Raw genomic sequence first — 15,285 nt, forward strand, 5'->3', positions numbered from 1 at the left:
GATGCCAGTGGACTGAATTATCCGGCTGCCAGCCACTTGCGGGACTGGGCGAAGGTTCTGAAGGATTCCGCGTCCATCGGCCGGCCGAAGGCATATCCCTGCAGGATGTCGCAGCCAAGTTCCTTCAGGATGCGCGCATGTTCCATCGTCTCGACGCCTTCCGCCACGACTCCAATGCCGAGCGACTTGCCGATCTCGATGATCGAGGATACCAGCCGCCGTTGCGCCGCCGAGCCGGTAATCGGTGTAACGAGCTGGCGGTCGATCTTGAGGCGACGAGGCTGCAGTTTGAGCAGGCTGACGACTGACGCATAGCCCGTGCCGAAATCGTCGATCTCGATGTCGATCCCGAGTTCCTTGAGATGTTCGATGTTCCAGGCAACGAGATCGTCGTTCTCATCGAGGAAGATGGACTCCACCAGCTCGAACGACACGGTTCCTTCCTTGATCGCGAGCTTGCGCAGACCGCTTATAAGATCCTTGTCCTCCAGGCGCCTCGCCGAGACGTTGACCGACACGTGCGGGATGGTGAGCCCGTCAAGCGACCAGCGCTCGAGATTTTCCAGCGACTGTTCGAGGACCGTACGGTCGATCAGCGACACGACATTCAGCTCCTCGGCCACCTTCAGAAAGACGTCCGGGGTGAGGATGCCGCGCCGCGGATGGCGCCAGCGGGACAGCGCCTCGACGCCGACGATCTCCAGCGTCTTGGCGTCGAACTGCGGCTGGTAATAGGCGATGAACTCTTTACGATCCAATCCGCCCAGAATCTGGTCGGCAGTCTGCTTGGTCCGCACGATTTCGCTCTGCAGCTCTTCATTGAAGAACTCGTAGCGGTTACGGCCGCGGCTCTTGGCGCGGTAGAGCGCGAGATCGGCGTTGATGAGCAACTGCTTTGCGTCGCCGTTCCTGTTGGCCGCGATGCCGATACTGACGCCGAACCGGCACTGATGGCCCTGATAGTCGACGGGCTGGCGCATCTCCTCGATGATGCGGTCGGCGAGCCCGGCGAGTTCGTCGTCGCCGCGCCCATGGCTTACCACCACGAACTCGTCGCCGCCGATGCGCGCGACGAAATCGGACGCGCCGGCCTCGGCCTTGATGACCTTGGACGCATGCATCAGCATGGCATCGCCCGCCGCATGGCCGAGCGTGTCGTTGATGTGCTTGAAGCGGTCGAGGTCGAGATGCAGAAGCGCCGTCCGGCCGTCGACGGAGCCGCCTTCGGCGAGCATCTCGTCGAGAAAGCGGCGGTTGGGCAGGCCGGTCAGCGAATCGTGCAGTGCCACATGCTCGATGCGCGCCTTCGCGGCTTCGAGCTCGGCGTTCTTCGATTCCGACAGCTGGCGTTCTCGCATAAGGTTCTCGTTGAGCAGCACGTCGCTGGTCACGTCCCATTCGGCGCCGACCATTTTGGGCGTATCGCCAATGTCCTGCAGGAAGTTTGCCCGGGTTCGAACGTGCCGGACTGTGCCATCCGGAAGCAAAAGGCGGTATTGCGAGGAATAGCGGCCCTTGGTCGTGGCGGCGGCGTCGAAATCGCTTCGCGCCCGTTCAAGATCGTTCGGGTGGATGGTTCGTGCCCAATCGTCATAGCCGCGAGCCTTGCCGTCGGCCGGCTTGCCATAGATCTCATTGACACGGTCGTCCCATACCATCTGGTCGGTGGTAAGGTCGTGTTCCCACACGCCGATGCCTGAGGCATCGAGCGCGAGTTCCAGCCGCTGCGAAAGCCGCCTGAGCTCGGCGTAGTTCTTCTGCCTTTCGCCGAATAGCCGGCCGGCGACCAGGATAGGCAGCACCACCAGCGTTCCCGCCAGCGCCATTGTCGCCAGCAAGGCACCTTCGTTTTTCGGCGTGGTCGGCCAGCCTCCCTTGGGAATGGCGGATATCTGCCAGGATCCAAGCGGCAACTGGACCGCGGCCGTCACCGGATTGGCCGTGACGATGCTCTCGCCGCCGAAGAAGCGTTCGCCACCGCCACCCAGCGCGTCCTTGCCGGTGAGCGCAATGTCGATGTCGAGACCGGGATCGGTAAGGCCGCTCGCGGCATAAAGCCGATCGACGTCGATCACCGCCGAGACGATGCCCCAGAAACGGTCGCCACCGCCCGCCGTCGGCACGAAGATCGGGATCCGGCCAATAAAACCGCGGCCACCCTGCGCAAGGTTAACGGGACCGGCAAGGATCAGCGCACGCTGATCGCGAGCCCGAAGCGCCGCCATGCGTTGCGCCTCGTTCTTGCGATAGTCGAGCCCCATCGCCTTTTCGTTGCCTTCCATTGGATACATCAGCGAGATGACGAGATCGGGCGCGCCGGCAATATTGTGCAATTGCGAATTCTGTTTGAACAGATTGGCGGCCAGCGAGGCAAATCTCTGCTGGCCCATGTAAGGCTCGGTCACGATCGTCGAGGCGAGGCCCTGCACCAGCTGGAGATTGCCATTTATGTTGCCTTCCAGCTTGGCGCGAACGACGTTGACCTTGGCCAGCACATCGGCACGCATCAGTTGGTCAGAGACAGTTCTGTTCTGCTGGTCGACAAACGCGGCGCAGATCAAAAGCACGACGGCAGCTATCGCCGCCGGCAAGTTGGCGGAAGAGAAAACGGCCTGACTGACGCGGCCGAGATTGAGACCCTTCCTGGTCAAGTCGATCCGACTACCCCTCTTGGGCAATGGTCCAACGGTCGATGCTAATGGAAAGTGCTTAAATTATAACTTCCGCAGCCGCCCTAAGTTTCAGTATCGGCCGTCAGGTTTCCGGTATTCTGGTCAACCGACTGAAGACTTTGGTTCATTTGCCGAAGCTGCGTTTTCTCAGGTCTTCAAAAATTCTGCGCCGGTCCGGGAATAAAGCCCGGGCCTTCCGGGTCTTGCTGTGTAGCGAGGCCATCCTCCCAAGGCACATGTCAACCAACCCGGAAGGAATACCGACATGAACAGAACCGTCCTCACCCTTGCCGCCATTCTCGTTGCCACCGGCAGCGCCTTTGCCGGCAGCGACCATTTTTCTTCAACCAATGCCAGCCAGCAGGCCGTCGCCGTCGACACCGCCTACACCGCTTCCATCACGAAACCGGACATGGTCCGCCACGACATGAAGCCGGCGGCCAAGATCGCTGCGGAAGAGCCCGGCCAGGGCATTTGGGGTCGCTGAGCTCCGAAGGTCGAACGACGGCCGAGGCTTTCGGTGAGGAAGGCACGTCCTCACCGGTAACGCTCGAGCCGAGGTCCGATCTTCCCGGTATCGTCAGGTCTTCAGTCAGATCAGTCGGTTCCGGTTTCCGCAGTCTCGGCGGAGGGCAGCACCGGGCCCTCCGCCGACTTCTCCAAACCACCCCAACCGCAGCCACAAGAGGAGACTTCTGATGTTCAACATGACACGCCGCATGGTGCTCGGATCCGCCGCCGCCGCGGCCGCCTTCGGCATTGCCGGCAAGCTGGAATTCGCCCCCGCCGCTTTCGCCGAAACCCCGGTCGAGCCGCCGGTCGGCTTCTACAAATACAAGGTGGGCTCGCTCGAGGTCACCGCCGTCTATGACGGCATCTGGCGCAAGCCGCACGACCCGGCCTTCATCAAGGACGTCTCGGTCGACGACACCAAGGCCGCGCTCGCCAAGGCCGGGCTCGCGACCGACTTCATGCCCATTCCGCTCACCGTCGCCGTTCTGCAGATGAACGGCCGCACCATCATGATGGATGCCGGCTCCGGCGTCGGCCAGTGGCAGGCCAACGCCACGCATCTGCCGGCCAACATGAAGGCCGCCGGCATCGACTACAGGGCGATCGACACTATTCTGATCTCGCATTTCCACCCGGATCATGTCTGGGGCTTGATGGAGAAGGGCACCAACGCGCCGGTCTTCCCGAATGCGGAGCTCATCGTCAACGCCGCCGAATACAATTGGTGGACCGATCCCAGCCGGCTGGCCAAGCTGCCCGAAGGTCGCAAGCCGGCGGGCAAGCGCATCGCCGAAAACTTCCCGAAGTGGAAGAACTGGAAGCTGGTCGACGACGGCACGGAAGTGGTGCCCGGCATCCGCATCATGGCGGCGCCCGGCCACACGCCCGGCCATTCCGTCTACCATGTCGATGCCGGCTCCGAGCAGTTCCTCGTCTCGGCCGACACCATGTACGTGCCGGCGCTGCTCGCCCCGCATCCCGAATGGCAGGGCGCCTACGACCAGGACGGGCCGATGGCGATCGCCACGCGCCACAAGATCATCGACCAGGTGATTGCCGACAATGTCCGCATTTGCGGCTCGCACTTCCCGTTCCCGGGCACCGGCAGCTTCGTCAAGGACGGCAACGCCTACGCCTTCACCCCTACCCAGATCTGAATCGGATCCTGAACAGAAAGAGCCAACTCCCATGAAACATGCACTTTTTGCGGTGCTCGGCACTATTGCGGTGCTGACCGCGGCCCCGATCGCCATCGCCGTGCCGGCCTATGCCGTGGACGACATCGAAGGCGCCGATGCGCCGGACCTGACGGCTGTGAAGGCCAAGATCGACGCCAAGGACTATCAAAGCGCGCTGGCCGACTTGCGCGATCTGGCGCAGGACACCCAGCAGGCCGACGTCTACAACCTGCTCGGCTTCACGCTGCGCAAGACCGGCGACTACCAGACCTCGCTCACCTACTACACCAAGGCACTGGAGCTTAAGCCCGACCACAAGGCGGCGCATGAATATCTCGGCGAGCTCTATGTCGAGACCGGCGACATGGCCAAGGCCAAGGAGCAGCTCGCCTCGCTGCAAGAGCTCTGCCCGGCGGGCTGCGAGGAACTTTCGGACCTCAAGCAGGCGATCGACACCAAGGTGACGAAGTAGGCGGCCTGTTTCCTCGCCCCCACAAAGTGGGGGAGAGGTGGCCGCGAAGCGGCCGGAGAGGGGGTCTGGCACTGACCTCGCCCCTATGAGTACCGACTTTTGGGCGCAGGCGGTAGCGCCCGAAGACCGGAGCCGGCGTTCTCTCCCTCGCGCCGGCTCCGACCCTTCAACCTCAAGCGCATGCGGGCGCTCGCCTGGACGCGCGGCGCTTACCTGTTTCGGAAAACCGGAGCCGACCCATGTCACCGATCGAACTCATCGAGAAACTTCACGCAAAGAACGTGGTCCTGCTCGCCGGCCGCCTGCTTCTATCCCTCATCTTCTTGCATGAGGGGCTGCAGCTCGCGACGCATTTCGAGGGCGCCCAGAAGGCGATGGCAGCCCTCGGCGTCGGCACGCCGCTGCTCCTTGCCACCATCGCGCTGCAGCTCGGCGCCGGCCTCTCGGTTGCGCTCGGCATCCTGGCGCGGCTCGGCGCAATCGGCCTCGGCCTGTTCTGCCTGATGACGGCCGGCCTCTTCCACACCAACTTCGCCAGCCAGAATGAGCTCTTGCATTTCGAGAAGGACCTGGCGATAGCCGGCGGCATGTTCATCCTGGCGGTCAGCGGGGCCGGCAGGCTGTCGGTGGACCGGCTGCTGACTGGGCTCGCGACGGGCGCCAAGATTGATCCGCCGGTGGAGCAGCACCGGTCGGTGGGTGAGACGAGCCTGCCGGTGTGAGTGCGCCAGTCGCGCTTACAACACGCTCGTGATCCCGCCATCCACCAACAGCGTCTGTCCCGTCACGAAGCTCGCTGCATCTGAGGCCAGGAACACCGCCGCGCCGGCGAGTTCCTCCACATCGCCCCAGCGCCGCATCGGCGTGCGGCCGGTGAGCCAGCTCGAGAATGTCTCGTCGGCGACCAGCGCGGCGTTCAGCTCGGTCTTGAAATAGCCGGGCGCGATGGCGTTGACGCGCACGCCGTGCTGGCCCCATTCGCCGGCCATCGACTTGGTCAGCATGGTGATCGCCCCCTTGCTCGCCGCGTAGGGCGCGATCGAGGGGCGGGCGAGCACGCTCTGCACCGAGGAGACGTTGATGATGGCACCCTTGCGGCGCGTAATCATCCCCTTCACCACCGCCCGGCTCACCTTGAACACGCCGTCGAGGTTTGTTGCCATCAGCGCGTCCCAGTCGGCGTCGGTGAACGTCTCCAGCGGCGCGCGGCGCTGGACGCCGGCATTGTTGACCAGGATGTCGATCGGCCCGGTGCCGGCCTCCGCTGCCGCGATCGCACTGTCGACCGACTGCGTGTCGGTGACGTCGATCACCGATTCCGCGACGGCGTGGCCCTCGGCGCGCAGGCGGTCGCCCGCAGCGTTCAGCTCGTCCGCCTTGCGGCCGCCGAGCGTGACACGCGCGCCGGCGCCGGCAAGCGCCTCGGCGAAGGCAAGCCCAAGCCCCCGGCTGGCGCCGGTGATGAAGGCATGTCTGCCTTCGAGGCCGAACAGGCGGCCGAGATAGTCGGTCGAACGCATTTGCACCTTCATCGATTGTCGCCACAGCAGGCCAGCACCAGCGTGCCGCGCAGTTCGACGAAGTGCAAGCGTCTGCCACGATCGGCAGGCCGCGCGAACTGAGCCAGCCCAAGGTGTGCTGCGCCAGCCGCTCGGGGATCGCGATTGTCGGCGGGCTCGTCGTCTCGCAGCTTCTGACGCTCTACACCACGCCGGTCGTCTATCTCTGCCTCGATCGGCTGAGCGCAAGACGCCTCTCGCTCAGGCCGTGCCGAGGGAGGCCCGGCCACCTAGGCTAGGGCGCAACAAACTGGCAAGATGACCTTCCCACCGGGCAAGGGGGTCACGCAATGGCTTTGCTTGAGTTCGAAGTCACCGGCGAACAGGTCTCAAACGAGGAGACCGAAGAGGTCATCCGCGAGGCGGAACCGCACCGAGGCCTGGTGCGCTATCGCCCCGATGGTGGTGAGCTCTTCGTCCATACGCGGGTGAACATGGCGCTCCTGCGGGTGGCCGCCTCGCTGCCTATCCTGCTCCTGAAGATCACACCTCGCGCAAACGAATTGACGCCGCGCGACGCCCTGCTGACGCCCAAGGGATCGAGCCGGAACTACGCCTTCCTCGAAAGGCTTTGCGAGGATCTGGCAAACGCCGGCTGCCCGGCCTGCTACTTGGCGGAGCAACATGGCCAGGGGCGCCGCGATTTCTACTTCACCACGGAGGATGTGGCCGGCTTCGAGCGGATAGCCCGCACGGCGGCCGAGGCCTCGGCCTTTCCGCTTGAGCTGGAACAGCATTCGCTGGCAGCGGTTGCGCCGGTCATTCTTCCTGCTGAAGCGATGGGCGATCTCGGCCTTGAAGTCGCCGCGGATGCCTGCATCCGGCCGACGCGCTTCGAGTTCTGGGGCGCGGAGCCCTCTCTTGCAAAGCTGCGCGCCGAGCTCGAAAAGCGCGGCTATCGCTTCCTGAGCATTGAGACGTTCGCACGCGAATTGCGCATGGCCAAGGACGTGCCGATCGACGGCGAGGGCTTCGGAGCGGTGTTGAGGGAAATCGTTCCGTTGGCGCGGTCACTGCAATGCAGCTATTGCGGCACCGAGACCGTCGAGGGCCATGAGCAGTTCCTGCTCGCCCGCCCTCTGCCCGAGCGCTATAGCGGCGCGGGGCGAGGCGGCTTTCTTCGTCGCATTTTCGGTGGCGGCGACTCGTAAGCGCTGCCGGTTTGGGAGTAGGGGAGTAAGGTGACGCCTCATCAGCCGGCGGTCACCTACATACTCCCTTACTCGCCTATTCCCCTAAACCTACATCTTGTCGATCACCGACTGCACACCCTCCGTCGGGGCGTCGACCGACGATCCCGCCACCATGATGGCGGCGACGATGGCCTCGGGATCGTTGACCACCAGTGGCCTCACCCTATGTGCGGTGTGGATGAAGCCTTCGCCCGACATGTGCTCGATCAGCGAAAGCATCGGATCCCAGAAGCCCTTGATGTTGGCGAACACGATCGGCTTGCGGTGATGCCCGAGCTGCGCCCAGGTCATGATCTCGACGATCTCCTCGACCGTGCCGATGCCGCCCGGCAGCGCGACGAAGGCGTCGGACTTCTCGAACATCCGGTGCTTGCGCTCGTGCATGTTGTCGGTGATCAAAAGCTCGTCGAGCTTGTCGAGAGCAGTCTCGGTCGCCTCCCTGTTGATCAGGAAGCGCGGGATGATGCCGGTCACCTTGCCGCCGGCCTTGAGCGCCCCGTCTGCGACGGCGCCCATGATCCCCTTGGTGCCGCCGCCATAGATCAGGCGCAGGCCGGATTTCGCCAGCGAGCGGCCGAGCAGGTGGCCGGCCTTGATATAGGCCTCGTCGCGACCCGGAGACGAACCGCAATAGACGCAGACGGATCGAATCGTGTTCATAGCCATGATTGGTGATGGGGACCGCTGGCGCGGTCAAGCCCATGGGCGGGCTTTTTCTTGTAGCACTGGTTAAAACACGCTAGACCGGCGTTAGGTGGCTAAGGGGGCACTAAAAGATTATGGCTATCAATCCTTCAAAGGCGTTTTTGTTCGCGGCGGGCGGCGTGGCCGTCGTCGCGGCGGTCGCCTACGGGTCGGGCGCGCTCGACCCGTATATCAACAAGGAAAAACCGGCACAGGTCGCGGCACTTCCGCAAGCGGACACGAAGCCGGCTGAATCCTCGAGCACGTCCACCGAGGGGCGGCTGCCGCAGGCGCAAGCCCCGGCCAACACGATGGCACCGGCCAACAACACGATGGCGCCCGCCAATAAGATGGCGCCCGCCAACAATGCGACGGCCCCGGCGGCGTCTGCGCCGGCCGCCCAGGCGCCGGCCGCCGGTCCGATATTGCCGACCTTCGATGTCGTGCGCGTCGAAGGCAATGGCTCGATCGTCGTCGCCGGCGGTGCGGCGCCCAGTGCCAAGGTCGAGGTCCTGAATGGCGCGACGGTGCTCGGCTCGACGGACGCCGGCCCCGACGGCGCCTTCGCTATCGTGCTCGACGATCCGCTGAAGCCCGGCGACTACACGATCACGCTGCGCGCTACCGCCGGCGGTGTTGCTGTCGCCTCGGCGCAGACTGCAGTCGTCTCGGTGCCGCAGAGCCCGACCGGCCAGGTGCTGGCGATGGTCGAGGAGCCGGGCAAGCCGTCCGAATTGCTCACCGTTCCGCAGCCGGAGGCCAAGCCGGCCGCACCGGCCGCCGATAAAGCTGCCGCGCCGGCGGCGCAGACCCCTGCCGCGCCGGCGGCGCCCGCCACGGCGACAGCGCCGACGGCGGCTGCTCCAGCCGCTACCGGCCAGACTGCAGGCGCCACAACGCCGGCGCCCGCGGCGCCGGCGGCGGCCGAGCCCAAGATCGCCGTCGAGGCGGTCGAGATCGACGGCAGCAAGATCTTTGTCGCCGGCACGGCCGATTCCGGCCGCAAGGTGCGCGCCTATGCCGACGACCTGCTGCTCGGCGAGGCAAAGACCTCGCCCGACGGCCATTTCCTGATCGAGGCGGCGCGCGACATCCCGGTCGGCAACCACACCATCCACGTCGACGGCCTGGATGACGACGGCGTGAAGGTCGTCGCCCGCGCCGCCGTGCCGTTCGAACGCGAGCCCGGCGAGTCGATCGCCGCCGTCGCGCCGAGCGAGACCAAACCGGCTGGAAAAAAGCTCACGCAGGTCCAGGGTGCCGGGTCCCAGTCCGCGGAGGCAAAGTCCGCCGAAGCCCAGTCTGGCGAGGCCAAGTCCACGGCGGCCGCTGAAACCACGCCCGCCGAGTCGACGGCGCCGGCCGCAGAGGCTCCGGCCAAAGTCGCGGAAGCGACGCCTTCGGCCGGCGTGGCGGAGACGGTCGCGCCGAAGCTCGAACACGCCGACGGCTCCGTCATCATCCGCCGCAATGACACGCTCTGGCGCATCTCGCGGCGGGTCTACGGCCACGGCACGCGCTTCTCGACCATCTATCTCGCCAACCAGGACCAGATCCGCGATCCCGATCGCATCTGGCCCGGCCAGGTCTTCAAGGTCCCCGGCAAGTCGAAGGAAGGCGAGCCGGCCGACATGAAGGCCATGGGCGACCAGATGACGACGCCGAAGGCGGAGTAGGGTGGCGATTAGCTGATCTCCCCCTTGTGGGGGAGATGCCGGCAGGCAGAGGGGGGCGCTGTCCCGCCGGCTTCTCAGTCAATACAGTCCGCATAAAACGGTGGGCTGTGCATGCTGGCCAGATTGGGAGAGGCCGCGTTCCTTCGCGCCCCCTCTGTCCTGCCGGACGTCTCACCCACAAGGGGGAGAGCAGCAGCTCCAGCGATCTACCCATCCGCCTAGCTTGCCCTCCCATCGTTCATCGTCTATCGCCGATGAACGATGATCGAATCTCCCTCCGACAACCGCGCCCCCGACAGCCGCGCCATCGCCGCGCGGTTCGCGGCGCTGTCGCATCCGGCGCGCATCGAGATCCTGAAACATCTCTCGGCCAGCCGCTGCTGTTCCTGCCGCGAGGTGGTCGACCATCTCGACCTCGCCCAGTCGACGGTTTCGCAACATCTGAAAATCCTGGTCGAGGCCGGGCTCGTTCGCTTCGAGGCCGATCGCCAGCGCTCTCGCTACGCGGTCGACCACGCGGCGCTTGCCGGCGTGTCCGCCTCGCTTCGCGACCTCGTCAACTCCTGCTGCGCCAGCCGCTGACCCTCTCACCCAAAAGGCAAGACTAGTGGCCGACAAGACCGTCTCCGCCGAATCCGGCACCCTCACCACACTGCGCAACCTGTGGCCCTATATGTGGCCGGCCGACCGCGCCGACTTGAGAGCCCGCGTCACCTGGGCGACGCTGCTTCTGGTCGTCGCCAAGCTGACGCTGGTCGCCGGTCCTTATTTCTTCAAATGGGCGACCGATGCGCTGGCCCACGGCTCGAAGACGCCGCCGCCGCTGCCCGCCTTCATGCTCGCGCCGGTGATGCTGGTCATCGCCTACAATGTGCTGAGGCTGGTGCAGCTTGGCTTCAACCAGCTGCGCGACGCGCTGTTTGCCCGCGTCGGCCAATATGCGGTGCGCCAACTCGCCTTCCGCACCTTCGTGCACATGCACCAGCTGTCGCTGCGCTTCCATCTCGAGCGCCGCACCGGCGGCCTGTCGCGCATCATCGAGCGCGGCACCAAGGGCATCGAGACCATCGTGCGCTTCGTCATGCTGAACACGGCGCCGACCATCCTCGAATTTGCGCTGACGGCAGGCATCTTCGCCTACACCTATGGCTGGAAATATGTGGGCGTCGTCGCGCTCACCGTCTGGATCTATGTCTGGTTCACGGTCAAGGCGAGCGACTGGCGCATCTCGATCCGGCGCGACATGAACGACAGCGACACCGACGCCAACACCAAGGCGATCGACTCACTTCTGAACTTCGAGACGGTCAAATATTTCACCAATGAGCGCATGGAGGCCGAGCGCTTCGACCGCTCGATGGCGCGCTACGAGATCGCCGCGACGAAAACCTGGACCTCGCTTGGCTGGCTGAACTTCGGCCAGGGCTTCATCTTCGGCCTCGGCACCGTCATCGTCATGTGCATGTCGGCGCTGGAGGTGCAGGCAGGCACGCAGTCAGTCGGCGATTTCGTCTTCATCAACGCCATGCTGATGCAGCTTTCCGTGCCGCTCAATTTCATCGGCTTCATCTACCGCGAAATCCGCCAGGGGCTGACCGATATTGAGCACATGTTCGACCTCCTCGACGTGCCGCAGGAGATCGTCGACAAGCCGGACGCAAAGCCGTTGAAGGTGAGTGCCGGCAAGGTCGAGTTCCGCGACGTGCACTTCTCCTACGATCCGAACCGCAAGATCCTGAAAGGCATATCCTTCGAGGTGCCGGCCGGCAAGACGGTCGCCATCGTCGGCCCCTCCGGCGCCGGCAAGTCCACCGTCTCCAGGCTCCTGTTCCGCTTCTACGACGTCCAACGCGGCCAGGTTCTGATCGACGGCCAGGACATCCGCGATGTCACGCAGGAGAGCCTGCGCGCTGTGCTCGGCATGGTGCCGCAGGACACCGTGCTCTTCAACGACACCATCGCCTACAACATCCGCTACGGCCGCGTCGGCGCCAGCGAGGAGGAGGTGCGCAAGGCGGCCGAGCTCGCCCAGATTGGGCCGTTCATAGCCAAGCTCCCCGAGGGCTATCGCTCGATGGTCGGCGAGCGTGGGCTGAAATTGTCGGGCGGCGAAAAGCAGCGCGTGGCGATCGCCCGCACCATCCTCAAGGCGCCGCCGATTCTGATGCTGGATGAGGCGACCTCGGCGCTCGACACCCAGACAGAGCAGGAGATCCAGGCAGCGCTCGACCTCGTCAGCAAGGGTCGCACCACCATCGTGATTGCCCACCGGCTGTCGACTGTGATCTCGGCCGACGAGATCATCGTGCTCAAGGACGGCCAGATCGCCGAGCGCGGTACCCATGCGGCTCTGTTGGGCAAGAGAGGCCTCTACGCCTCGATGTGGGACCGCCAGCGCGAGGCGACCGAAGCCGAGGAGCGGCTGCGCATTGCGCGTGAGACCGACGAACTCGGGGTGATTGTGCGCAGGAGGACGTCGGAGGTGAGCTAGCGCCTCTTCCTTCTCCCCTTGTGGGAGAAGGTGGATCGGCGCGCAGCGCCGAGACGGTTGAGGGGTGTTCCAGGGAACGCCAGCGTCTCACTCCGCTGGAGCACCCTCATCCGACCGAGCTTCGCTCGGCCACCTTCTCCCACAAGGGGAGAAGGGGAAGTCGGCGCTAAAATCCCCTTGACCTCAACCTATCTTGAGCTTGCAAACCGTCTCCCGAGCCCCTGCGAAGTAATCTTCCAAGAACGGAGACAGATCGAGATGAGCACTAAAAATCAACGCGATGGCAGCGTGTTCCGGGTCGACAAATTCGTCGTCCCGGCGGAAGCACGCGACGAGATCCTCGGCAAGGTCCGCATGACACACGAGCTGCTACGCCAGCAGGAGGGCTTCGTGCAGGACTTCCTGCTCGAGCAATTCTCCGGCCCTGGCGAATTCAACCTCGTCACCATGGTCGAGTGGGAAAGCCAGGCCGCGGTCGACAAGGTGGTGCCGATCGTCAAGGCAGCCCACGAGCGCATCGCCTTCAGCCCGCAGGAAACGATCACGCGCCTGGGTGTGAAGGCCGACATCGCCAACTATCAGCGCGTGCCGGAGCTGTAAGACGGCCATCCGGCGCCAGGCGCGGCTACGGCGGCGCTCAGCACCTGGCCGGTGCGGGCGTCGCTCTTCCTATTCAATAGATCAGCCGAGGGCTTTTATCTCCGACGGCTACTGATATTGTCTCGACAGAAATAATCGGCCATTTACTTTGGATCACGGAAACATTTCGATGTCTGGGTTTTTCTCGCGCAAATCCAAAGCAGCCTCCGAGAAGAAATCACTAGCTTCCGAGGATAATAAGGAAGGCAGCCTTCTCGTACCCTTGATTGTGGTGCCTCGTTCGAAGATCGAAGAGGCTGGTGAAGAGCCTTTTCAGCTCGTCGTCGCCATCATGCAATTCGCCGTGACCATGATTTCCAAAGGGCTCTATCGTTATCAGGAGATCAACCCTAAGGCGATGCAGGTCTTTCACGCGGACTGGTATTCCTCGGAAGTTAAGAACGGCGGCCATAGTCAGTTCATCCATAATGCGGCCAGGGAAATCGACACCATGATTGCCAACGCCAGAGCTGGACTCAGCGCCTGCGAGGCAAAGGGGCAGTTGGCGACTTTGGAAAAGATGTCAGCCTGGGTTGCTAGACATCCTGACAAAGCAGCGAGGCAAACAGGCTTCGAAGGTGGCCGCGACGATTTCCTTGATACGCTCGATGATGCGTTCTACGAGGCAGATGAGGCCGCGCCGCTGGACGGTTTGCTCGCGCGCTGGATCACTTCTTGGCCGGATCTGCAGATTGTCGATGATGACGACTACGACGATGCGATCGATCGAATAGTGCTGTCCAACCCCCAGCGTGAAGGCAGGCTTCTTCATGAGTCGGTCGGCAAACTGGTGAGCCAGATGTTGAGCCAGCGCGAGGTCGGCGCCGGTCTCGCCTGCGCAAGGATATCGCCGTCGGAGATCAAACAGGCGTTCGGCATGGCAAGGATGCTGGATGTCGAAGGCGAAAAGCAGATGGTCTTCCAACTGCGCACCAGCGCGAAAGAGCTTCGGCTATGCGCCGCAACAAAGACACACGTCGCCGTTTATGAGCATATCGCGCCCGAAGATCCTCCGGTGATACGGCCGGGTGAGAACCCGTTGGGGGCCAACGCACCGCGGGTCGGTGTCCGGCTTGGTCATGCTGAGGGGACGGAGATCGAGACGGTCATTGAATTGGCCGAGCAGTACCATGCTCCGGTCGCTGTCGATCTGCTGCTGCGCAAGGCCGGCTTCGATCCCGCGGATGCCGTTGTTTCAGCAAACTCAGTCGTGCAAACGGCGGAAGGGCCAGTCGTGAACTGGGTGGTGCTGGCGTCTGACCGGGCCTTCCTTTTCCTCTCTTCGCCGAATGGCGGTGTGCTGTTGCGTGGCAAGGATGACGAAAAGCTCGCCGAGGCTGCTATGCCTGAACTTCACGAGCACTTTGATCGCTCCGCTGCCGCCGGGTAGGTCTTTGTTCGCGTCTCACAGTATCCATCCGCCCATCCTCCCCCATTGTTGCGTTGCGGGGAGGGGGGCTTTCCGCTATTGAGGCCGGACCTGCAACAGGGACCGCCCTTGAGCCCTATGACGCTTGTCGATTCGATCAAGAATACGTTCGTTCCGATCCATCGCGAGGGCTATCCCTTTATCGCCGCCTTCGGCGCGGCAACGCTGTTGCTCGGCTATTTCTCCTCGATCCTGTTCTGGATCGGGCTGGTCCTCACTGCCTGGTGCATCTATTTCTACCGCGATCCCGAGCGCGTCACGCCGGTCGACGACCGGCTGGTGGTGAGCCCGGCCGACGGCGTGATTTCGGCGGTCGGACCGGCCGTGCCGCCCAGCGAGCTTGGCCTGGGCTCCGGCGAGATGACCCGCATCTCGGTGTTCATGAATGTCTTTTCCTGCCACATCAACCGCGCGCCGGTGCGCGGCAGGATCACGCGGATCGAGCATCGTCCAGGCAAATTCCTCAATGCCGAGCTCGATAAGGCAAGCTCCGAGAACGAGCGCAACGGTCTCGTCATCGACAGCCCCAACGGCATCGTCGCCGCGGTGCAGATCGCCGGCCTTGTGGCACGCCGCATCGTTTGCTGGGCCGAGACCGGCGGATCGATCGGCATCGGCGAGCGTTTCGGGCTGATCCGCTTCGGCTCGCGCGTCGACGTCTTCCTGCCGGTGAATGCTGTGCCGCGTGTCGCCGTCGGCCAGACGGCCGTAGGCGGCGAGACCGTGCTTGCGGAGTTCGGCGGCATTGCCGTCGCCCCGCTGGTCAGGATTTCCTGAGA

At 64.0% G+C, this 15,285-nt stretch carries 15 protein-coding genes; 12 read left to right on the plus strand and 3 right to left on the minus strand.

The window, feature by feature from the left end:
* Positions 1-17 precede the first annotated feature (17 nt).
* On the minus strand, positions 18-2,651 hold the full coding sequence (locus tag RFN30_RS02840; protein WP_320260607.1) for a bifunctional diguanylate cyclase/phosphodiesterase: 2,634 nt from the start codon (positions 2,649-2,651) through the stop codon (positions 18-20).
* 286 nt (positions 2,652-2,937) lie between these two features.
* On the opposite strand from RFN30_RS02840, the gene RFN30_RS02845 reads away from it, so the two are divergent.
* From RFN30_RS02845 to RFN30_RS02860, 4 genes are all read left to right on the plus strand, one after another.
* Positions 2,938-3,159 carry a DUF680 domain-containing protein gene (locus tag RFN30_RS02845; RefSeq protein ID WP_320260608.1) on the plus strand — a complete coding sequence of 74 codons (222 nt, stop codon included), beginning with the start codon at positions 2,938-2,940 and terminating at the stop codon, positions 3,157-3,159.
* A 211-nt stretch (positions 3,160-3,370) separates the two neighbouring features.
* Positions 3,371-4,342 (plus strand): MBL fold metallo-hydrolase, encoded by a 972-nt coding sequence (locus RFN30_RS02850; protein WP_320260609.1) that lies wholly within the window; start codon positions 3,371-3,373, stop codon positions 4,340-4,342.
* Between the two features lie 31 nt (positions 4,343-4,373).
* Positions 4,374-4,835 carry a tetratricopeptide repeat protein gene (locus tag RFN30_RS02855; protein WP_320260610.1) on the plus strand — a complete coding sequence of 154 codons (462 nt, stop codon included), beginning with the start codon at positions 4,374-4,376 and terminating at the stop codon, positions 4,833-4,835.
* Between the two features lie 239 nt (positions 4,836-5,074).
* On the plus strand, positions 5,075-5,557 hold the full coding sequence (locus RFN30_RS02860) for a DoxX family protein (protein WP_320260611.1): 483 nt from the start codon (positions 5,075-5,077) through the stop codon (positions 5,555-5,557).
* 15 nt (positions 5,558-5,572) lie between these two features.
* Here RFN30_RS02860 and RFN30_RS02865 read toward each other — a convergent pair whose 3' ends face one another.
* Entirely contained in the window at positions 5,573-6,355 is a 783-nt protein-coding gene (locus RFN30_RS02865) for a glucose 1-dehydrogenase (RefSeq protein WP_320260612.1), read from the minus strand.
* 62 nt (positions 6,356-6,417) lie between these two features.
* Between RFN30_RS02865 and RFN30_RS02870 the strand changes: the two genes are divergently transcribed.
* Both RFN30_RS02870 and RFN30_RS02875 read left to right on the plus strand, forming a co-directional pair.
* Complete coding sequence (locus tag RFN30_RS02870; protein ID WP_320260613.1) at positions 6,418-6,633, plus strand: hypothetical protein; 216 nt, start codon at positions 6,418-6,420, stop codon at positions 6,631-6,633.
* Between the two features lie 51 nt (positions 6,634-6,684).
* Positions 6,685-7,545 carry a hypothetical protein gene (locus RFN30_RS02875; protein ID WP_320260614.1) on the plus strand — a complete coding sequence of 287 codons (861 nt, stop codon included), beginning with the start codon at positions 6,685-6,687 and terminating at the stop codon, positions 7,543-7,545.
* 90 nt (positions 7,546-7,635) lie between these two features.
* Here the strand turns inward: RFN30_RS02875 and RFN30_RS02880 are convergent, their stop codons facing one another.
* Positions 7,636-8,247: an LOG family protein gene (locus RFN30_RS02880; protein ID WP_320260615.1), complete on the minus strand. Its 612-nt coding sequence runs from the start codon at positions 8,245-8,247 to the stop codon at positions 7,636-7,638.
* 119 nt (positions 8,248-8,366) lie between these two features.
* On the opposite strand from RFN30_RS02880, the gene RFN30_RS02885 reads away from it, so the two are divergent.
* From RFN30_RS02885 to RFN30_RS02910, 6 genes are all read left to right on the plus strand, one after another.
* Positions 8,367-9,947, plus strand: a complete 1,581-nt coding sequence (locus RFN30_RS02885; RefSeq protein WP_320260616.1) for a LysM peptidoglycan-binding domain-containing protein — start codon at positions 8,367-8,369, stop codon at positions 9,945-9,947.
* A 261-nt stretch (positions 9,948-10,208) separates the two neighbouring features.
* Positions 10,209-10,529 carry an ArsR/SmtB family transcription factor gene (locus RFN30_RS02890; protein ID WP_320260617.1) on the plus strand — a complete coding sequence of 107 codons (321 nt, stop codon included), beginning with the start codon at positions 10,209-10,211 and terminating at the stop codon, positions 10,527-10,529.
* 25 nt (positions 10,530-10,554) lie between these two features.
* The gene (locus tag RFN30_RS02895; protein WP_320260618.1) at positions 10,555-12,438 is read left to right on the plus strand and encodes an ABCB family ABC transporter ATP-binding protein/permease; all 1,884 of its coding nucleotides are present in this window, start codon (positions 10,555-10,557) and stop codon (positions 12,436-12,438) included.
* A 258-nt stretch (positions 12,439-12,696) separates the two neighbouring features.
* Complete coding sequence (locus tag RFN30_RS02900) at positions 12,697-13,038, plus strand: antibiotic biosynthesis monooxygenase (protein ID WP_320260619.1); 342 nt, start codon at positions 12,697-12,699, stop codon at positions 13,036-13,038.
* A 169-nt stretch (positions 13,039-13,207) separates the two neighbouring features.
* The gene (locus RFN30_RS02905; protein WP_320260620.1) at positions 13,208-14,467 is read left to right on the plus strand and encodes a DMP19 family protein; all 1,260 of its coding nucleotides are present in this window, start codon (positions 13,208-13,210) and stop codon (positions 14,465-14,467) included.
* Positions 14,468-14,584: 117 nt separating this feature from the next.
* Positions 14,585-15,283, plus strand: coding sequence for a phosphatidylserine decarboxylase (locus tag RFN30_RS02910; protein ID WP_320260961.1), 699 nt, complete (start codon positions 14,585-14,587; stop codon positions 15,281-15,283).
* Positions 15,284-15,285: the final 2 nt, after the last annotated feature.

This window comes from Mesorhizobium dulcispinae (genome assembly GCF_033977345.1).
Taxonomy (GTDB): Bacteria; Pseudomonadota; Alphaproteobacteria; order Rhizobiales; family Rhizobiaceae; genus Mesorhizobium; species Mesorhizobium dulcispinae.